The sequence below is a fragment of the Mycoplasma sp. (ex Biomphalaria glabrata) genome (genome assembly GCF_001484045.1).
Classification (GTDB): Bacteria; Bacillota_I; Bacilli_A; order Mycoplasmatales.
This window is the reverse complement of the sequence record NZ_CP013128.1, coordinates 492,594-508,131: the sequence shown is the minus strand read 5'-3', so window position 1 is coordinate 508,131 and position 15,538 is coordinate 492,594. Positions and strand designations below refer to the sequence as shown.

13 protein-coding genes are annotated in these 15,538 nt (G+C 27.5%); 1 reads left to right on the top strand and 12 read right to left on the bottom strand.

Going from position 1 to position 15,538, the window contains the following annotated elements; genetic code table 4:
• Positions 1-2 precede the first annotated feature (2 nt).
• Entirely contained in the window at positions 3-1,508 is a 1,506-nt protein-coding gene (gene gpmI, locus ASO20_RS02365; protein ID WP_085056361.1) for a 2,3-bisphosphoglycerate-independent phosphoglycerate mutase, read from the bottom strand.
• Positions 1,509-1,518: 10 nt separating this feature from the next.
• Positions 1,519-2,259 carry a triose-phosphate isomerase gene (gene tpiA / locus ASO20_RS02360; protein ID WP_085056360.1) on the bottom strand — a complete coding sequence of 247 codons (741 nt, stop codon included), beginning with the start codon at positions 2,257-2,259 and terminating at the stop codon, positions 1,519-1,521.
• Between the two features lie 100 nt (positions 2,260-2,359).
• Between tpiA and ASO20_RS02355 the strand changes: the two genes are divergently transcribed.
• Positions 2,360-2,752 (top strand): hypothetical protein, encoded by a 393-nt coding sequence (locus tag ASO20_RS02355; RefSeq protein ID WP_085056359.1) that lies wholly within the window; start codon positions 2,360-2,362, stop codon positions 2,750-2,752.
• Positions 2,753-2,890: 138 nt separating this feature from the next.
• Here the strand turns inward: ASO20_RS02355 and ASO20_RS02350 are convergent, their stop codons facing one another.
• The 10 genes from ASO20_RS02350 to dnaE all read right to left on the bottom strand — a co-directional run bounded on the left by ASO20_RS02350 (position 2,891) and on the right by dnaE (position 15,537).
• Complete coding sequence (locus ASO20_RS02350; RefSeq protein ID WP_269465123.1) at positions 2,891-4,087, bottom strand: phosphoglycerate kinase; 1,197 nt, start codon at positions 4,085-4,087, stop codon at positions 2,891-2,893.
• A 42-nt stretch (positions 4,088-4,129) separates the two neighbouring features.
• A complete protein-coding gene (gap, locus tag ASO20_RS02345; RefSeq protein WP_085056505.1) occupies positions 4,130-5,134 on the bottom strand; it encodes a type I glyceraldehyde-3-phosphate dehydrogenase in 1,005 nt (334 codons plus the stop codon).
• Between the two features lie 80 nt (positions 5,135-5,214).
• The gene (locus ASO20_RS02340; RefSeq protein ID WP_085056358.1) at positions 5,215-6,060 is read right to left on the bottom strand and encodes a GNAT family N-acetyltransferase; all 846 of its coding nucleotides are present in this window, start codon (positions 6,058-6,060) and stop codon (positions 5,215-5,217) included.
• Positions 6,045-6,971: a phosphatidylglycerol lysyltransferase domain-containing protein gene (locus tag ASO20_RS02335; protein ID WP_085056357.1), complete on the bottom strand. Its 927-nt coding sequence runs from the start codon at positions 6,969-6,971 to the stop codon at positions 6,045-6,047. Before ASO20_RS02335 ends, ASO20_RS02340 begins: the two co-directional genes overlap by 16 nt.
• A gap of 1 nt (position 6,972) precedes the next feature.
• Positions 6,973-7,887 carry an ATP-binding protein gene (locus ASO20_RS02330; RefSeq protein WP_085056356.1) on the bottom strand — a complete coding sequence of 305 codons (915 nt, stop codon included), beginning with the start codon at positions 7,885-7,887 and terminating at the stop codon, positions 6,973-6,975.
• On the bottom strand, positions 7,887-9,302 hold the full coding sequence (locus ASO20_RS02325) for a hypothetical protein (protein WP_085056355.1): 1,416 nt from the start codon (positions 9,300-9,302) through the stop codon (positions 7,887-7,889). The genes ASO20_RS02330 and ASO20_RS02325 overlap by 1 nt, the downstream gene beginning before the upstream one ends.
• Entirely contained in the window at positions 9,295-9,915 is a 621-nt protein-coding gene (gene coaE, locus ASO20_RS02320) for a dephospho-CoA kinase (protein WP_085056354.1), read from the bottom strand. The genes ASO20_RS02325 and coaE overlap by 8 nt, the downstream gene beginning before the upstream one ends.
• Positions 9,916-9,924: 9 nt before the next feature.
• Positions 9,925-10,752, bottom strand: a complete 828-nt coding sequence (gene mutM, locus ASO20_RS02315; protein ID WP_085056353.1) for a DNA-formamidopyrimidine glycosylase — start codon at positions 10,750-10,752, stop codon at positions 9,925-9,927.
• On the bottom strand, positions 10,752-12,578 hold the full coding sequence (locus ASO20_RS02310; RefSeq protein WP_085056352.1) for a Ppx/GppA phosphatase family protein: 1,827 nt from the start codon (positions 12,576-12,578) through the stop codon (positions 10,752-10,754). The genes mutM and ASO20_RS02310 overlap by 1 nt, the downstream gene beginning before the upstream one ends.
• A complete protein-coding gene (gene dnaE, locus ASO20_RS02305) occupies positions 12,562-15,537 on the bottom strand; it encodes a DNA polymerase III subunit alpha (protein WP_085056351.1) in 2,976 nt (991 codons plus the stop codon). Before dnaE ends, ASO20_RS02310 begins: the two co-directional genes overlap by 17 nt.
• Position 15,538 lies beyond the last annotated feature (1 nt).

Genomic DNA, 15,538 nt, shown 5'->3' with positions numbered 1-15,538 from the left:
GGTTAATTTATTAAAATTTCCCCATCCATTTCATGAGGAATTTTGATTCCCATATAACTTAATAGCGTTGGTGATACATCAGCTAATTTCCCAATTTTATTTTTTAATTTAACATTTTTATCAGTAACAATGAATGGTACTGGACTTAATGAGTGAGAGGTAATCACAACATCTCCGTCTAACATGTAATCTGCATTACCATGATCAGCTAAGATAAACATTGTTCCATTAATTGCTTTAATTTTTTGATATAGTTTACCAATCGCTGAATCAACTGCTTCAACTGCTTTCACGGCTGCTTCAACAACTCCTGTGTGTCCAACCATGTCACAATTTGCAAAATTTAAAATAACTACATCATAATTGTTATCCAACTCTTTAATTAAAGTATTAGTTACTTCTTCGATTGACATTTCTGGTTTTAGATCATAAGTTGCTACCTTTGGTGAAGGAATTAAAATTCTTTTTTCACCAGGATATTCAACATTCACTCCACCATCAAAGAAAAAAGTTACATGTGCGTATTTTTCTGTTTCAGCGATTCTTAGTTGAGTTTTATTATTTTTTGATAATACTTCACCTAAGCAATTAACGATGTCACTATTTTTATAAGCATAAGGTGCTTTAACTGAATCAGCGTATGGTGTAAAACTTACAAAGTGTAAATTATTAAATTTATTTGGGTAAAAATCATAATTTGGATTAGTTAAGCAACTCGCTAATTGAATCATACGATCAGGGCGGAAATTACATGAAATAATTGCGTCATTGTCGCTAATTTTAGCGTTTACGCTAGTATTGTATGCTGGTTCAACAAATTCATCAAAAATTCCTTTTACATATCCAGTTTTCACATATTCTTGAGGATTAGTAAATGATTCACCTTGACGATTAATCATTACATTAGTAGCTTTTTGAACACGTTCTCATCTTTTATCACGATCCATTGCTCAATAACGCCCAGAAATAGTTAACAACTTAGTATTTGGATACTTTGCTAAAATGGTTTCCAATTCGTCTAAAAATTTAACCCCTGAATCTCTTTCAGTATCGCGACCATCTAAAAAAGCATGAATATATATATTCTTGATTCCCTGCATATTAGCTAATTCGATTGTTGCAAAAATTTGTTCAATGTGTGAATGAACCCCGCCATCGCTCAATAAACCTAAAATATGTAAATTAGAATTATTGTTTTTTGCGTGCTCACATGCTTTTAATAATTCCTCGTTTTTAAAGAATGTTTTATCCATGATGTGCTTTGCAATCAAAGTCAGGGATTGATAAACAATTCTTCCACAACCAATATTCAAATGACCAACCTCTGAGTTACCCATTTGCCCTTTTGGTAAACCTACTGGTTGTTCACTTGCATATAATTCGATATTTGGGTATCCAGACATCAACTTATCTAGATTGGGTTTTTTTGCTAAGTAAATTGCATTACCTTCATGAGATTTTCTGATCCCAAAACCATCCATAATACATACTAAATGAGTTTTTTTCATAATGTTATCCTTAAATGTTTTTTAATAGTGCTAAGTATGAATTAATTTCTAAACTAGCTCCACCAACTAAAGCTCCATCAATATTTGGTTTATTTAATAATTCTTTAATGTTGTCAGGTTTAACTGAACCACCATATTGAATTAATACTTTGTTAGCTGTTTTTTCATCATATAATTTAGATAAAGTTTCGCGAATAAATTTACATACATCTTCTGCTATTTCAGCCGTTGCTGTTTTTCCAGTTCCAATTGCTCAAATTGGTTCATAAGCTATTACTACATGTACTACTTCATCAGCTGACACACTAGCTAAATTTTTTCTTAATTGATTTTCAACAACTGATTTTGTTTCATTATTACTATATTGATGAAGCGTTTCCCCGCAACATAATATTGGTGATATGTGATGTTTTAATAAAGCAAGAACTTTTTTATTAATTATTTCATCGCTTTCATTAAAATATTCTCTTCTTTCGCTATGTCCAACAACACATCAATTAATTTCTAAATCTTTCAACATCATCGGAGAAGTTTCACCTGTAAAAGCTCCTTTATCTTCAAAATGACAATTTTGAGCACAAACTACTAAATTGTTTGCTAAATAGTTAGCAGTCATTAAATATGGTGCCGGAACCGCTACTCCGTGAATAATATTTTCTTGTTTAAATTCATCTGCTACTTTAATAAATTCAATCGTTTCATGATTATTTTTGTTCATTTTTCAATTACCGATAATTATTTTTTTACGCATTTTTTAACCCCTTTAGTTTTAAAAACTTCTTTTAAAATGTTATCATAATTAAGATAATTGCAATAGTTAAATTTATTAAAGTACAGAAAAAGGATAAATTATGATGATTTTTAAAAGTTTCTTTACAAACTTTAAACGAGATTTAAAAAGTATCAAAGCTAAATCAAAAAAACCAATGCCATTAAGTATTAAATCACTAATTCTTTCCTTAATAATAATCGCGATTGAAGTTGTTGCTGCTATAGTTTTTTTATTAATAGTTCTAATTTCTGACGATTTTGCTCAATTATGAGCTTATATACCGATTGTGTATATTATTATTTTCTTTGTTCTATTTGTATGTTTTATGCATTATGCCAAAAAACGTACACTAAACAATAAAGAAGTTGGTTTATGTATTATGCTTTCAATTCTTGGTATTTTAACAATAATTAGTGGAATCATTTTAACAGTAGCATCAATAAACGGTAAAATTAATAAAATCCAAAGATAATTTTTCACCAATAAAAAAAGCCAAGTTATAAACTTGGCTTTAATTATTTCTTTTAATCGAGAAAGGAGTGGAATTTTGACCCTTGCAAGGTAATTATATTATTCCTTATTTTTTTATCGATCTGGGAAAATAACACTCTTATTTATTTTGGATACAAGCAATACCTGGTAAAGTTTTACCTTCCATGTATTCTAGACTTGCTCCGCCCCCTGTTGAAATGTGAGTAAAATCATCTTCGTATCCTAGATTAATAGCAGCAGATGCAGAATCTCCTCCACCAATAATACTAAATACATCAGTTAAATTTGCAATTGATTCACAAACGCTAATTGTTCCTTTAGCAAAGTTTTTAAATTCAAAAACTCCCATCGGTCCATTTCACACAACTGTTTTAGCAGTTTTTAAAATATTAGCATATTTTTCCATTGTTTTTGGTCCGATATCTAATCCCATCGATCCATCAGGAATGTTAGCATCTAGTGTATAATTTGGTTTTACATCTTCAAATTTAGCAGTAACCGCATGATCGATTGGTAATACAATTTTACCATTTGCTTTTTTTAGTAATTCAGTAGCTAATTCTAATTTGTCAGTTTCAACACGTGAACTTCCAATATTAATACCTTGTGCTTTTAAGAATGTGTAAGCCATTGCTCCACCAATTAGAATTTGATCTGATTTTGGAATTAAGTTTTCAATAACAGCAATTTTATCTGAAACTTTTGCTCCACCAAGAATTGCTACAAGTGGTTTAGTTGGGTTATCTATTCCTTGTGATAACATTTCTAATTCTTTTTGAATTAAAAATCCAACACATGATTCGCTGATATTTTTAGCAATACCTACATTTGAAGCATGAGCGCGGTGTGCTGTTCCGAAGGCATCGTTAACAAAAACATCACCTAGTGAAGCTCAGTATTTACCTAATTCTGGATCATTCTTAGATTCTTTTTTTCCAGGAACATCTTCAAATCTTGTGTTTTCAAATAATAAAACATCACCAAAGTTCATATCATCAATAGCAGATTCTAATTTTGAACCTCTTGTTTGGTCAATGAATATAACTTTTTTACCAAGTAATTTTTCCAAAGCTTTAGCGACTGGAAATAGTGAAGCTGATTGTTTATCTTCTTCTGATTCAACGCGACCTAAGTGAGAAAATAAAATAACTTTAGCATCTTGATCGATTAAGTAATTGACAGTTGGTAATGCAGCAACAATACGATTGTCATCAGTGATAACGTTATTTTTAATTGGCACATTAAAATCAACACGCAATAAAACTTTCTTGTTTTTAACATTAATATCTTTAATTGTTTTTTGTTTTAATAACATTTTAATCTCCTTAAAAAAATGAAGGTTGCCCTTCATTTATTTTTATAATCCAGCGAAGTATAGTGTTGTTCTAATTAACTGGTTAACATATGATGCTTCATTATCATATCAGCTAACGATTTGCACTAATTGTTCACCATTGTTGTCCATAACTTTTGTTAGTTTTGAATCAAAAATTGAACCATGTGTTTCACCAATGATATCTGATGATACAATTTCTTTTTCACAGTAAGCTAGTGTTTCTGATGAATGTTTTTTAATTGCTGAGTTAATTTCTTCAGCTGTAACTTTTTTATCTAATTGACAAGATAAATAAACTACTGATCCAGTAATTGTTGGAACTCTCATAGCAATTCCGTCCAATTTACCTTTTAATTGAGGTAATACTAAACCAACAGCAGCAGCAGCACCTGTTGTTGTAGGAATAATGTTTGTAAATCCACTACGTCCTCTTCTGTAGTCGCTATGTGGTAAGTCAAGAATTCTTTGATCATTAGTTACTGAGTGAACTGTTAACATGTTTCCGTGTTTTAAACCGAATTCTGTATGTAAAGCATGAGCAACTGGTGCTAAGCAGTTTGTTGTACATGAAGCAGCAGAGATAATAACATCCGTTGGCGTTAATTCTTTATGGTTAACGTTGAAAACAATAGTTTTCATTTTTCCTTTAGCTGGAGCTGAAATTACAACTTTTTTTGCTCCTGCTTTAATGTGAACGTTTGCTTTTTCTTCTGAAGTGAAGATTCCTGTAGATTCGATAACGATATCCACACCTAATTTACCTCATGGTAAGTTAGATGGGTCTTTTTCAGCAAAAACTGCAACTTTTTCTCCTTCAACGATAATATCTTTACCATCTGAAGAAATTTTATTTCTTTTAAATCCACCTTGTGCTGAATCGAATTCTAGCAAGTATGCTAATGTAGCTGGGTCTGTTAAGTCATTAATGGCTACGATTTCAACATTCTTATTGTCTCATAATTGACGGAATGTTAAACGACCAATTCTTCCAAAACCATTGATAGCGATTTTGATATTTTTGTTCATATTTTCTCCTATATAATTTGAATAAACTTCTATAAGTTTAGCAAATGTCATAATTAGTTTCAATATATTTAAAATCTATTTTACACTCAATCTAGGAAGTTAATATTTGTTAATTTTGCTTTTTCAATCTGAACTTTTGGTGATGATAAAATTTGTAAGAATAATTCTTCTTTTTCATATTTTGCTCAATTAACTTTGTCTTGGTAAAGTGGTAAAACAATTGTATTAATTGGGATATTTTCTTTAATAGAAATTAATAGATCTTCTAAGTCATTAGTAGTTTTATAACAAGTTTCAAAAATTGTGTTATTAGTTTTACAATACACCACATATGCATTGTTGGAAGCATAAAAATCAACTTCGAAAAATTTATTTTCTTCTTTAATTAATTGGAAATCATTTTCATGTCGGTGACTATAGAATGAAAATTTATTTATAAATTGCTGATAAATAGCGCAAAGTGATTGATTAGATGGATTCTTGATGAAATTAATTTTTTGACCAATCAATTCATTTCAATCAATTGAAAAATGATATTTATAGGCAATATTTACAAATCCAAATTTGCGATATAAATCTCAATTATATGCTTGAATTAAAATTTGATCATATTTCTTTGATAATAATTTAATGGCATGTTCAAGAATTTTTTTCATATACCCAAGGTTTTGAAATTCTTCCAAAGTATTAATTCCAAAAATCATTGCAGCCTTTTGTTTTTTATCATTAAATTGAAGTTCGCATTCTTTTCATTGTAGCGAACTAATTAATTGTTTTTTATTCTTTAAAACGAAAGTGCAACTAGGGTTGTAATTTTTTTCAAAAAATCAATCAATATAATCAATAGGTGAATCGTTTTTAAAAGCTATTTTTCAGCTAGCTTTAATATTTTCAAAATCAATTTCTTTTGCTAAGCTAATTCGCATATAATATCTCATTTATCAACAATGTAAGCTGGGTGATATGACAATTTGTTTTTTCTTAAACTTGGATTACACTCATCATCACCAAGAGAAACGTATTTGATGTTAGGAAAATTCCTTCTCAAAACTTCAGATAACATATATTGATAAGCACCTTTAAATTCAATAGAAGTCTTTGAAACCATCATTTCCACTAATTCATTATTTTTATCTGTGACGTTCCCAAAAATAATTCCTTGGACTTTATTCTCATACTTTCAAACAATTCCGCTATAATCGTGTTTTTCTCAATTTAAAAGAATTTGTTGAGTCGTATAGCATTCATGATACAAACCATACTTTTCTTCATGATCAACACTATGTTCAATTTTAGCAGTTCGTCAATTTTCAACATAGTTAACTAGTTCTTGTTTGTTAGCATTTTTAATATCAATAATCTCAATTTTATCAGCAAAATTATGAAGAAAATTGTTATATAAATTGCGTTTCTTTTGCATTGATTTACCAGGAAACCCGATCAATTTTTCTGTTAAATATATATAAACAAAAGAATTGTAAACAGTTAAATTTTTTAAGAGATTATTATTTTTTAAAGTTGCTATAATGTTGTGAATGCGATGTAGGAAAATTATTTTGTAATCTTTTATTTTCATATCTTCCATTATTTGAGCAATTATTTCAATTTGTGGTTTATCGTCAATTAAATTTAAATGCTTTATCTTTCTGTTTTCATGACTTACAAAAACTAAAAAAAACTTTTCATCATCTTGATAATAAAAATTTTCGTAATTTTTTAAGTGATTATAAAAAAAATAAATAATTGTTGTTCACTTAGAATGCAGTAAATCATTTCTTTTTTTTACTTCGTTTAAAATTTCTTTTAATGATTCATAATTAAGTGGACGTAAGTTCATATTAGATTGAAATTTCCTTTTCTATTAATCTTTCAATTTTTGATTTCAACAACATGCAGCAATCATAATTTTTTTCTTCATTACAAATTGTTTTCAATTCACGATCTGAAATGAAGAATGTCAATTTATTGAATTTCATACGATGATCTAAAATTGGTTCCAAATACTCAATATGAAATCAATCTTGTCATTTAGCTAATCCAAAATTATCAAAAATAACAACATCAACGTTTTCTAATTCCTCTAGGGAAAAATATTTCCTTTCTTCGTCAGGTTTGTTTCATGAATTTTTAATGTTTCTCAACAATTTAAGTGTATCAATGTAGGCAACTTTTTTACCTTCTTGGGCAAGTTGATTTGCAAAGACTGAAAAAATATAACTTTTACCGATAGAAGAATTTTTAAGTTCATTTTTTTTAGTTTCAATTTTTTTATTACCTGAATATGAAAAAATATAAAGACCACGATTGTGATTATCCTTAAAATACAATTTTCGGAGTGCTTTAATTAATTTCTCTTGACGTTCATTTCATGCTTTTATCGATTCTAAACGTAATTCCATAAATGAATTATCGATATTAGAAAGTGGTAGTATATTGTTTTGAAAATTACTTATCTTTTCAAATTTTTCTTGCCCAAATGGACACATTGTTAATTTATTGTCAATATGTTCGCCATCTCAAATGGCATTTTGAAAATTACCAATCGGTTTAAAATGACACTCATTGATTCCATTACATGAGTCACAAGTTTTATCGTAATGAAGAAATAATTCAATATTCAAAATGCCATCTATTAAATTCGTATCTGTTAATTTGTTTTTTTTAATCAAATGAACTAGGTAGGAATTATCATAAATATCTTTTTTTAAATCATTAAATTTTTTAACTTTTAATTCGTGTGATAATTGTTTCATTATTTCTCGTTATTTAAAAGATCATGCAGGGATGTTAAATTTTTCTTTAAATCCTTCAAAGATTTTATCCCTGTTGACTCTAGAAAACTCTGAAAATTTTCTGAATTTCGCTGTTGTAAAGATTTAGCAATAACCTCAGTGTATTTTTTATTGTAATATCCTTGTTTAATATAGTTAAAGGCTAAAATTCAATTCAATTGTTCTTGAGTTATTAATGTCAGTAATTGGTTAAAAGAATTTTTTGTGCTTGTTGTTAATTCTACATCAAATAATTTTGAGTATAAATCGCGATAAGATATTGTTTTAAAAACATCATTTAAGTTACAACAATCTAAACTATCTTCTTCGAAATCGTTATTTAAACAATCCAAATGAAGTTTTGGTTGTGTATCTTCTGTAGTGATTGATGTATTCTTTTCAATTTCTTGTTTAACTTGAACTGATCCAATTTCGATATTTTCATTAACTAGCGAGTTCTTATAATCATTTAAACCATGCATATCAATTTTCTTGGCAATTTCCATACGTTCTAGCATTTCAATTTCAATATTTTTCTTAGAAATTTTTTCACCTTTAATTTCTAAACTCTTAATTGCTCGAGCAATCATTAAATAATTAACATTGTATTCTGACATTAAATTATATAAACCTTGAACGTGATTTTTATTTTCAATTCGGTGTTCTGAACCAACAATTTCCAAGTGACGATTAATCTCATATAAAAATTTACCAACTAAATCAATTTTCTCACGTGAAACAATATCGTTGTTAGACATTGTTTTATAATTTTTAACATTAAGATTAAATTTTTCAAAAGACTCATCAAAATTTTTTGAAACATCCTTCATCGTTGTTCAGTCTGGTGTTTCTCTTCTAAATAAATTTTTAGTATTAGTGTAGTGTTCTTCACCAAGAACTAATAGTAATTTTTGATCTAGCAAAAAGTGGTCAAAGAAACTTTTTGGAGTATATGGTGGGTTTAATACATAGTAAAAACATCTCTTATCTCCAACACTTCAACTTGCGTTAGTGTTAATGTATGTAGAAATTAATCCGATTGATTCAAGTTTATTTTTTGCCACAATAAAATTATCAAAATTTAAACCAAGTAATGCTAGTAAATAATCATGTTCATAAGAGACTACTTTGTGGTAGTTAGCTGATACTTGCGAAAGAAGAACTTTATAAATACTAATTGCATCCACCCCAACGATTGGTTGATACAAAAAGTATAGCGACATGTCGTCAACATCATAAAATAGTGTTGTTGTAAAAATTTGATAAACATCAGCGGTAGTTGGATCGTTTTTTAGCTTCTTCAAAGTATTCTTTTTTGGTGAAGTAGCATCTTTTATCGTTTCCAGCTCAGGCTTAGTAATATCTAAATCTTCATTTAAAATATCAGCATTACTCATAGTCGTATGATACAAAAACTCCTGTCAATAATTCTAATTGTATAACAGCTCTCTCCAAGGTTTCAATATTATCGACAATTAATTTAAAATCATTGCGATTATAATCTGAGAAAAAAACATTTAAGAATTTTTCAATATACCCGTCACTTCAATGATTTTTTTCTCTTAATGTATCATAAATTGATGAGTCATTGCGATGAATCAAGATGACTTCGTCAAATAAATCATCAAATTCTCCATCACTATTTAAATAAGCACCTAATTCTACTAATTTAATTGGGCGTTTATCCGAAATTAATTGTTTTGATATTTCTCTTCTTAGGAATGGCCAAACAATTTTTTGTAATTTCATTTGCTGTTCTTTATTATCAAAAATAATATTCAATAACACTTTGCGATCGATAGTTTTGTTATCTTTGTTTTCTTTAGCAATTACTTTTTCACCAAAATTACTAACTAATTGAGAAAAACATGGATGATGTTCAACATACAAAGTATTTTTAACAATGTCATCAGCATAAATAACATGTACTTTAGCTGCATAACGACCTTCAATAGTTTTTAACAATGTTGTTTTACCAGACCCTGGTCTCCCTGTTACACAATAAATCATAATAATCTCCTATTTTTGACAAGATGGACAATAATGAGTTCCTCTGCCATTTAATTTTATTTTTTTAATTTCTGTTCCGCAAATAAAACATTTCTGTTTGCTTCGACCATACACCTTTAAAAATTTTTGATAATTCCCTGAGACACCTTGCTGGCTGTGAAATGTAGCAATCGTTGTTCCTTTATGTTCAATGGCATGAGCCATTATTTCGCGATAAGCATCAATAATTGCTTGATATTCTAAATCGCATAGTTCGTGAATTTTTCTTGTCGGTAGTATTTTAGCCTTAAAAAGAATTTCATCAGCATAAATATTTCCAATACCAGCAATTATGTTTTGCTCTAGTAAAACTAATTTTATAGTAGCATTTTTTCGTTTATGCCATGACTGTTTTAAATAGTTAACAGTAATATCTTCGTCAAATAATTCTTTGCCAATTTTTGTTACTAGCGGATTTTTTTCTCATTGTTTTTTTTCAATTAAGTGAAAAGTTCCAAATTTTCTCGTATCAAGGTATCTTAATACCATTCCATTAGACAAGAAAAATTCCATCATTAAATGTTTTTTATTAATTTCATCATCTACTTTTTGATAAAAATATTTTCCTTCCATTCGCAAATGGCTTATTAAAACATAATCATCTAAAATAAATAAAATGTGTTTTCCTTTTCTAGAAATGTGTTCAATACGCTGACCTATTAATTTCAACTTAAAATCCTCTTGGGAAGCATTTTTAATAGATTTAGGAACATAAATATTTATATTAACAATTTTGCTGTGTGAAATAGATTTATCTAAAAATCTTCTAACGGTTTCAACTTCTGGAAGTTCTGGCATTATTTCCCCTTTTTCAATTGATTAATAAAATTAATTAAATATCCCTCGCGAATTGATTTTTGTCCAAGAACAAAATTTTCAACTCCGAATTTTTTGCCAGCACAAATCAAAATCAATAAAGCAATTTTGATAATATCAGCACGCGCTTGATTAAATGTATTAATTTTATAAAAGTCATTAAAATCATAATTAACAATTTCTTTATATAAATTTTCTAATTCCGATAAGGATACAAATTTATTGATAAACTTGAGGTTTTCAAAATATTGCAATAATTCCATAACAGAATAAAATGCCCCACTACTACAATAAATAAATGGATGTTCTTTAATTGAAATATCTGGAAGAAGTTTTTTGATATCTTTTTCCACATTTTTAAGTTCTGGTTCAAAAATCATTTTAGTTGAGCAATTTCTATTTTTTAAAACATTCAATCCCATTGAAATTGAATATTTATCGCGAGGAGTTTCTTCTTCAATATGAATAAATTCAACACTACCTCCACCAATATCCATAACAATCACGTTATTTAAATGGATTTGATCATTTTTATATGCCAATCAATTATATTTACATTCAGCGCCAGGCGAAATAATTTCTAATTTAATATTCAATTCTTTTTGGAACATTTCAACAAATTCTTTACGATTTTTAATTAATCTAATTCATTCAGTTCCAAAAGCTATCACTTTCTCTAATTGGATATTGTATTTTTTAAGAGATGGCTCAACAAATTTTTTAATTTCATCAACAATTGTTGCCATTTTTTCTGTGCTAATTTGTGAATTTTCAACAAAATCAATTAACTTAATAAATCTATTTTTGTGCTCAATTAAATTAAAGTTATGTTCAGATAAACAGTAATAAATACTATATTTTATTGAATTACTTCCAAGATCAATTATCATTACTCTGGTTTGATTATGATATCTTCCTCTTAAATTATTTTTAATACTATATAATTCATATTTATCGATATAATTTTTAATTCCATTTCAATTATTAAAAATTTCATTATAATTAATAAAATTATTTTTTAAGCGAAAATCGATATCAACATCATCGATAATGGTTGCTAATTCGCGAATCATCGTTACCTTGCTCTTTTCATTAATAAATGCGTCGCGATGTTTATTGCTTTTGATGGAAGCTAAATTTTCATAAATCCCATCCAAACTACCATATTGTTTCAATAACTCCATAGCCGTTTTTTCGCCGATCCCACGAATACCTGGGTAATTATCAGATTTGTCCCCAAGCATGATTTTTAAGTCGATAATTTGAGATGGTAATAATTTTGTTTTTTTCTCAAAGTTATAAATATTAAATTCATCGAAATTTTTAAACCCTGATGTAATACGAAGAATAGAAATATTGTCATTTACTAATTGCAACATATCCTTGTCAGATGTTAATATCTTCACACGAATATTAGGATCTTCTTGAATTGCTCTTGTTGCGATTGTAGCGATCACGTCATCAGCTTCATATTTTTCTTTTGCATAAGAACTAAATTTTCTCAAATTCAAATACTCTCTAATTGGTTCAAGTTGAGCTACTAAGTCTTCTGGCATTGGTTTTCTTTTGGCTTTATAGTTTTCATAACTCATTGAGCGAAATGTTTCTCCAGAAACATCACAAGCAAAGGCAATATGAGTAATATTATGATCAAAAATAAATCTTTCGATAATATTAATTACTCCCCGAATAACAGCAGTCGGTTGCCCAGTTTTTGTTTTTAAAACGATATTACCCATTCCGTAATGAATTCGATAAAGTAAGGCACTTAAATCAATTATTCATAGTTCATTATTGTGTTTTGTCATTATTGACCTCGATCAATTCTATGTCTTTTACAATGTACGATATCTTATTATCTTTTATTGATTTAGTCGCATCTATAACTAAATAATTAGTAGATTTAAGTTTAGGTTTTAATTCTTCGTATTTATTTTCAAATACGACAAAATCTAATTCTCCTGTGTAATCTTTAGTTTGTAAAAAACAAATATTTTTTTGGTTTTTTGTTTTAACTTCTTTTACATATGTTGCTTGAACGCATATTTTGAAATTAGTTATATTGTTTCTTTTAATTTCACTAATAGTCAAAGGAATATTTCTTTGTTTTTTAATGACTTTATCTAATGAATAATAAATATTAAAACCAATTGATTCTTCTTCAAGATTAGATAGTAATGGATAATCTTCTTGTTCTTGAATTAGTTCTATTTTTGGGACTAATGAAAAATCTATTTCATTATTTTTATTGATAACAATATGACTATATTTTACAATTTTATTTAAATTTTTTAATAAGGTTGTTTGGTTATATTTATTTGATTGAAAAGCATTTAAGACAATCATTGATTGAATTATTTTTTCAGAAATCTTAGCGCGAACTAATCGTGTAATAGTTTCAATTGGGTCATTATTAAAATTACTAATTTTTCTTTCTTTATCGAATAATTCATAATAGTTTCTTCCAAAACCTTTTATTATATAAATTGATGGAATAATTTCTTGATTTAGTAATACAAAATAATGTTTTGTTTCGTTTAATTTTAAATTACCAACTTTTACATTACTTGAACTATTAATTTCACGCATGTACTCAGATAATTTTTTATAATCACCTAGATTATTAGATAAAAGACATGTATAAAATTCTTCAGAATAATTTGCTTTTAAATAAGCCAAATAATATCCCAATAAAGCATAAGCAACAGCATGACTTTTATTAAAACCATATCCTGCAAATTTTTCAATTAAATCAAAAATTCGATTAGCTTCAGTTTCTGAATATCCCTTTTTAATCGCTCCGTTGATAAATAATTCTTTTTGCTGAAGAATTAAATTTTGATCTTTTTTACTCATCCCTCTTCGGAGATTATCAGCTTGTGCCAAGGTTAGATTGGCAAAACTAGAAGCTATTTGCATAATTTGTTCTTGATAAATAATTATTCCTAAAGTTGGTTTTAAAATTTTTTCAAGAACATCGTTATCAAGTTTGATTTGTTCATTATCTTTTTTTCTTTTAGCATATAATTCAACTTGGTCTTGCGGACCTGGTCGATAAAGACTAATGATGTCACATAAATCACTAAATTTATTAGGTTCAACCATCGTTAAAACATTTTTCATTCCGTATGATTCCAATTGGAATATTCCTAGCGTATTAGCACTAGAAAGTAATGTAAATGTTTTTTTATCATTAATTGGTAGTTTTTCTAAACTAATTGTTTTTTTGTGATTCTTAGAAATTAAAATAAGAATATCTTTTAGAATTGTTAAGTTTTTCAATCCTAAAATATCAACTTTTCACAAACCTCAATATTCCAATTCGTTCATGTCAAATTGCGTTACCGCTAAACCATCCTCGTTAATGTTAATAGGAATGAAATCATTCAATGGTTTTTTTGACATAATCATTCCAGCAGCATGTTGTCCAACTTGTCTTGGATTATCAATAATGGCATAACAAATATCAAATAATTTTTTGATTTTTTTATTCTCAGCAATTTTTTTCTTAATTGCTAAAGTACGATTAACAACGTAATCTAAATCATTATCATGATGAATGGAAACTAATTTGGCAAGTGCATCAATTTCATGTAATGGAATATCAAGAACTCTTCCGATATCACGGATTGCCATTTTTACTTTAATTGTCTGAAAAGTAATAATGTTTGCTACATTATTTGATGAATATTTTTCTAAAATGTAATTAAAAACTTCATCGCGACGATTATCTTGAAAATCAATATCTATATCTGGTGGACTTTTACGATCTGGATTTAAAAATCGTTCAAAAATTAAATTGTATTTAATTGGGTCAACATTTGTAATTCCAAGACAATATGATACTAATGAACCAGCCGCACTCCCTCGCCCAAAACCTACCATAATTCCTTTTTTACGAGCATATGTTGTGTAATCATACACAACTAAAAAATAATCATTAAAGTTTAAATTATTAATAACTTTTAATTCATAATTTAAACGTTCGTAATATATTTTTTCATTAATGTTAGTCATTGACAAAAATCGCGCTTTAAGACCTGACTCGGAATATTTTTTAAGCATATCAGCTGAAGTTAAAGTAGTTGTAGTTGGGTACTTTATAAATTGTGATTCTTGTTTTTCAAATTTAACATCACATGATTGAAAAACCTGTTCAGTTGTTTTTTTAATTTCTTCAATTAATCTTGATTTAATAAAGTCTTCTAAGGAAACAAAATCACTAGTTTCTTTAAACTCTTCTAATTTTCATTGATTAGCAATACATCTAATCACTTTGTAATTTTCAGAATCACTTTTCTTTATAAATCTAATTCTTGGACAATATATTTTTTTAATATCAGAATATTTAGATAAATAATTTTGAAATAAGTTTTTAATACTTTTAAAGTTACTAACATCTTTAACACTTCTGATGATACAAATTAAATCATCTGTTATTAAATCGATTAATGAGGTTAAAGAATTTAATGGTTTTGATTGATTATTTAGTAAGTTATTAATTTTTACTAATTGATAGTAACCATTATTGTTTTTAGCAACAAGAACAAAATTATTTTCTAAACATTCAATATCAATTCCAATAATTGGAACAAAATTATTTTCAATAGCTAAATTATTAAAACGATTTAAGGAATATAAATTATTTACTTCAAATACTCCAACGTATTTAACTTGTTCTTTTTTTAGTTCATCAAATAAAACTTCTAATTTGATTAGTGAGTTTAGTATTGAGTAACTACTATTTATTCCAACAACAACATTCATA